Raw genomic sequence first — 5,006 nt, forward strand, 5'->3', positions numbered from 1 at the left:
GCGAGGGCGCCACGGAGTGCGAGACCAGCCGCGACCTGGTCCATGAACTCGTCCTCGTGCAGTCGCAGGCCGATGTTGGGGATCCGCAGGACGGTGTCGGTGGTCAGGGCGACCCGGTTCTGGCGCAGCTGGTCGTCGACCGGGGCCAGCCCCTTGTAGTGGTGCACGCCATCGATCTCCACGACGAGACCGCAGGCCCAGCGCACGTCGAGGTAGGCCCGGCCCGTGGAGTCCTCGCGCACCTGCTGCCGGATCGGCTCGGGCAGGCCGCGGGCCCGGCACAGCTGCGCGAAGTCGAGCTCGCCGAGGGACTGGACCCCCAGGGCAAGGTCGCGGAGCACCCCGCGGACGAACGCTCTGCGCTTTCGGCCACGCACCCCCTCTGACGTCTCGAGCAGCTGCTGCGCAGTGCAGAGAGTGGTCGACCAGGACGAGCGGGCGGGGCAGGTCGGGGTCGTCCGCCACGGCGGCAACCAGGCCGGCAATGTCAGAGAACGTCCCCGGCCAGCCGCCGCCCGGCATCCCGGCCCGGCGGTACTCGCCGACCGCGACGTGCCACCCGGCCGCGGCCAGCCCTGCGGCCTGTGCCCGAGCATGGGTGCGGTCATAGGCGGCCCGCCAGAAGCCGCCGTGCACGACGAGCACGGTCCCCTGTGGACACCGGGGCCACTCGAGTGGGGGGTGAGGTACGGAGGCCTGTGGACACCGGGGCCACTCGAGTGGGGGGTGAGGTCCGGAGGCCTGTGGACACCGGGGCCACTCGAGTGGGGGGAAGGGGGAGCCGCCGCCGCAGGGGCATCGGGAGGGTGGGAGGACGGGAACCGCACGTCCTAGACGTGAGCGAGCTCAGCGGCATACGGCCTGGTGTCGTCAGGCGGGGGAGCGGTGGGGCCGATCGCGTCATGGTGGCAGAGGGGACCGCGCCGGGCACTGAGTAGGGTGACCCCATGACCACGTGGGAGTACCTCACCGCACCGCTGCTGATCCACAACACGAAGCAGATCCTCGACAACTTCGGCGCCGACGGCTGGGAGCTCGTCCAGGTCGTGCCCGGCCCCGACGGCACGAGCCTCGTCGCCTACTTCAAGCGTCCGAAGGGCTGAACGCATGTCCGCAGTCGAAGACCGTCTGTCCGAGCTCGGCCTGGCCGTCCCGGAGGTCGTCCCGCCGGTGGCGGCCTACGTGCCGGCCCTGCGCAACGGCAACCTCGTGTTCACGTCCGGGCAGCTGCCGATGAAGGACGGGGCCATGCCGGCGACGGGCAAGGTCGGCGCCGCTGTCGACGCCGACGCCGCCAAGGAGCTCGCCGCCCTCTGTGCACTCAACGCGATCGCCGCGATCAAGTCGGTCGTCGGCGACCTCGACAAGGTGACCCAGGTGGTCAAGGTCGTCGGGTTCGTCGCGAGCGACCCGGAGTTCACCGGCCAGCCCGGCGTCGTCAACGGCGCGAGCGAGCTGCTCGGCAAGGCGTTCGGCGACAAGGGAGTGCACGCCCGCAGCGCAGTCGGCGTCGCCGCGCTCCCGCTCGACGCGCCGGTCGAGGTCGAGGTCGTCGTCGCCGTCGCGGACTGACCCTGTCATGACGGCCCCCCGCTACTTCCCGCTGACGCAGGTCCGCGGCCTCGGCGACCTCGCGTTGCGCTGGCTGCGTGGCGAGCGGTGGGACGAGGCCGCGCCGCGTCAGGCGAGCACCGTCATGCTCGTGCGGGACGGTGAGCGGGGCACCGAGGTGTTCATGCTCAAGCGCGTGCCGCAGATGGCGTTCGCGCCGAGCATGCACGTCTTCCCCGGCGGCGGCGTCGACCCGCGCGACGCGGAGCCCGGCCTGCCCTGGGCGGGTCCGTCGCCCGAGGAGTGGGGCAGGCGGCTCGGGTGCACGGCCGCGGAGGCGCAGATGTTCGTCGCCGCCGCGGTGCGCGAGGTCTACGAGGAGGTCGGCGTGCTCCTGGCCGGCCGGTCCGCGACTGGCCCGCTCGTCGACCCGCACGACGGGAGCTGGGCCGGCGTGCGCGAGAGGCTCGTGTCACGCGACCTGTCCCTCGCCGAGGTGCTGCTGGAGCGCGACCTCGTGCTCCGCTCGGACCTCATCGTCGCCAAGGCGCACTGGCTGACGCCGGTGTTCGAGCCGCGGCGCTTCGACACGTGGTTCTTCGCCGCGCGGATGCCGGAGCACCAGGTCGCTGACGGCGAGACGAGCGAGGCTGAGGTTGCCGAGTGGGTCGTCCCGCAGGAACTCCTCGAGGAGTATGCCGCTGGGCGGGCTTCCCTGCTCCCCCCGACGGTCGTGTGCGTGGAGGAGATCGCAGCCGCGCCCTCGGCGGCCGAGTTCGTCACGCACAGCGCCGACCTCCCGCTGATCATGCCGGTGATCGTGGAGACCCCCGCCGGTCCGGCCATGCAGATCGACACCTGACGGAGGTGCTGAGGTGAAGGGCTCGGCGGCGGATCCCTCGTGGGCGGGCGGGGCGATGACCGAGCGCGCGACCTGCGTCCTCTGCCCCAACCCGTCACCGATGACCCTGGACGGCACCAACACCTGGGTGTTGGCCGAGCCGGGGTCGACCGAGGCCGTCGTCATCGACCCGGGGCCGCTCGACGAGGGGCACCTCGCCCGGGTCCTGGCGGAGGTCGAGGAGAGCGGGCTGCGGGTGGCGTTGACGTTGCTGACGCACGGCCACTCGGACCATGCCGAGTCCGCCGAGCGGTTCCACGAGCTGACCGGGGCGCCGGTCCGTGCCTTTGGTCGGGGGCACGACGACGTGGTGCCGGGAGAGGTGATCCGGGTCGCCGGCCTGGAGATCGTCGCCGTCGCGACCCCGGGCCACACGAGTGACTCCTTCTCCTACCTGCTGCCCGCGGACACGGCCCTGCTGACCGGGGACACGATCCTCGGGCGGGGCACGACGGTCGTCGCCTGGCCGGACGGTCACCTGGAGTCCTACCTCGAGTCGCTGCACCGCATCGAGGCGATGACGGCGACCGGCGACGTGGCCCGGATCCTGCCGGGGCACGGGCCGTACGTCGAGGACGCCGCTGCGACGACGACGTTCTACCTTCGGCACCGCGCCGAGCGGCTCGACCAGGTGCGGGCTGCGCTCGCGGCAGGGGACCGCACGGCCCGCGAGGTCGTCGAGCGCGTCTACGCCGACGTGCCGCGCAACGTCTGGGGGGCCGCCGAGATGTCGGTCCAGGCCCAGCTCGAGTATCTCCGGCAGCAGCCGAGCCTCGACGACTGAGCGCCTCGGCGGTGGCGGTTACCGCCACGGCCGACCGGGTACGCAGGGGGAGCACCCTGCGCCTGAGGAGCTCCCTGTCATGAAGCACCAGCACGATGGCATCGTCGAGGCCTATGCCGGAGGCGCCGACCGCCCCCTGCCCGGCTACCTCGCCCTGCTCTCGACCTATGCAGTGGTCGGCGGCGGCCTCGTCGCGGCTGCTCGCAAGCGCACCGCCGACGGAGCCGACCTGCCCGACTGGTCCGACCTGGCCCGCGTGTCCGTCGCGACATACCGCCTCAGTCGCGTCCTGACCAAGGCCTCGATCACCAGCGCCCTGCGAGCGCCGTTGGTGCGCTACAAGGGCAAGGGCGCGCCCGGGGAGGTCGCCGAGGAGGTGGCTCCGGAGGCCAAGGAGCACACGACGACCCACGCCCTCGCCGAGCTGGTCACGTGCCCGTACTGCCTGGGGCAGTGGATCGCGACCTTCCTCGTCACGGGGCAGGTGCTGGCGCCGCGGTTCACCAAGGTGGCCACGAGCATTCTGGCTGTCTCTGCCGCCTCGGACGCGCTCCAGCTCGCTCGCGCAGCCCTCGAGAAGGCCGCCCTGGATGAGCCGGCGCCGAGTCGCCCGGCCGCTGCTGGGTAGGTCTCTCGGAACCCGACAGACCGTTCTGAAGGAGGGCGCAGATGACCACCAAGGTCGAGAAGTCAGTCGAGGTCGACGTGCCGGTGCGCACGGCCTACAACCAGTGGACGCAGTTCGAGGAGTTCCCGGACTTCATGGGAGGCGTCGAGTCGGTGACCCAGCGGGACGACCGGACCCTCCACTGGGTCGCCGCGATCGCCGGCGTGCGTCGCGAGTGGGACGCGGAGATCCTCGAGCAGGTGCCGGACGAGAAGGTGGCCTGGGCAGCCACCAGCGGTGCCACGAATGCCGGCGCCGTGCACTTCATCCCGAACGGGCCCGGCCAGACCCTCGTCACGCTGCACCTCGAGTTCGAGCCCGAGGGCCTCGTCGAGAAGGCAGGGGATGCGCTCAACGTGGTCGAGCGCCAGACGGAGGCGGACCTCGCGAACTTCAAGTCGTTCATCGAGTCGCGCGGGGCCGAGACTGGCGCTTGGCGCGGTGAGGTCAGGGCTGGTTCGGCTCTGGGGACCCCTGGCGTCGCGGACACCGTCCCACCTGGCCAGGACGTCGTCGACGTCCTGACCGCGGACCACCGGGAGGTGGCCGGGCTCATCGGCGAGATCTGGACGACTCAGGATCCTGGCGAGCGCCGCGACCTGGCCGACACCGCGATCGCCGAGCTGGTCCGGCACGCGGTAGCCGAGGAGATGTATGTCTACCCGGCCATGCGCAAGCACCTCGCCGATGGGGACGAGGCGGTCGAGCACGACGTCGAGGAGCACCAACAGCTCGAGGAGCTGATGAAGCAGTTCGAGGGTGTCGAGGGCTCTGACCCGCGGTTCAACGAGCTGCTGCGCAAGCTGGACACGGTGCTCGCCGACCACATCAGCGACGAGGAGACCAAGCACTTCCCGCAGCTGCGCGCGGCGCTGCCCGAGAGCGAGCTCGTCGAGCTCGCCGGCAAGGTCGAGAGTGCCAAGAAGCTCGCGCCGACGCGGCCACACCCGGCTGCCCCGAACCACGAGCTCTTCCACAAGCTGGTCGGGCCGGGCGTGGGCATGGTCGACCGTCTCCGCGACAAGCTGACGGGCCGCACCACCAGCTGACCACCCCACCCCCAATCGAAAGAGCAGTTCGCGACGAAGGTGTCGCGAACTGCT

6 protein-coding genes and 1 pseudogene are annotated in these 5,006 nt (G+C 71.7%); 6 read left to right on the forward strand and 1 reads right to left on the reverse strand.

Annotated elements, in window-relative coordinates; genetic code table 11:
* Positions 1 to 377 (reverse strand): annotated as a pseudogene (locus tag OO014_RS18800) (hypothetical protein); the annotation flags it as partial.
* A gap of 570 nt (positions 378 to 947) precedes the next feature.
* On the opposite strand from OO014_RS18800, the gene OO014_RS18805 reads away from it, so the two are divergent.
* The 6 genes from OO014_RS18805 (at position 948) to OO014_RS18830 (ending at position 4,952) form a co-directional block, all read left to right on the forward strand.
* On the forward strand, positions 948 to 1,103 hold the full coding sequence (locus tag OO014_RS18805) for a hypothetical protein (protein ID WP_272463858.1): 156 nt from the start codon (positions 948 to 950) through the stop codon (positions 1,101 to 1,103).
* A 4-nt stretch (positions 1,104 to 1,107) separates the two neighbouring features.
* Positions 1,108 to 1,572 (forward strand): RidA family protein, encoded by a 465-nt coding sequence (locus tag OO014_RS18810; RefSeq protein WP_272463859.1) that lies wholly within the window; start codon positions 1,108 to 1,110, stop codon positions 1,570 to 1,572.
* A gap of 7 nt (positions 1,573 to 1,579) precedes the next feature.
* Positions 1,580 to 2,413: an NUDIX hydrolase gene (locus tag OO014_RS18815; protein ID WP_272463860.1), complete on the forward strand. Its 834-nt coding sequence runs from the start codon at positions 1,580 to 1,582 to the stop codon at positions 2,411 to 2,413.
* 55 nt (positions 2,414 to 2,468) lie between these two features.
* Positions 2,469 to 3,236 (forward strand): MBL fold metallo-hydrolase, encoded by a 768-nt coding sequence (locus OO014_RS18820; RefSeq protein WP_272463863.1) that lies wholly within the window; start codon positions 2,469 to 2,471, stop codon positions 3,234 to 3,236.
* 79 nt (positions 3,237 to 3,315) lie between these two features.
* Positions 3,316 to 3,864 carry a DUF1360 domain-containing protein gene (locus OO014_RS18825; RefSeq protein ID WP_272463861.1) on the forward strand — a complete coding sequence of 183 codons (549 nt, stop codon included), beginning with the start codon at positions 3,316 to 3,318 and terminating at the stop codon, positions 3,862 to 3,864.
* A 41-nt stretch (positions 3,865 to 3,905) separates the two neighbouring features.
* Positions 3,906 to 4,952: an SRPBCC family protein gene (locus OO014_RS18830; RefSeq protein ID WP_272463862.1), complete on the forward strand. Its 1,047-nt coding sequence runs from the start codon at positions 3,906 to 3,908 to the stop codon at positions 4,950 to 4,952.
* The last annotated feature ends 54 nt before the right edge of the window (positions 4,953 to 5,006 follow it).

The organism is Intrasporangium calvum (assembly GCF_028446585.1).
Taxonomy (GTDB): domain Bacteria; phylum Actinomycetota; class Actinomycetes; order Actinomycetales; family Dermatophilaceae; genus Intrasporangium; species Intrasporangium calvum_A.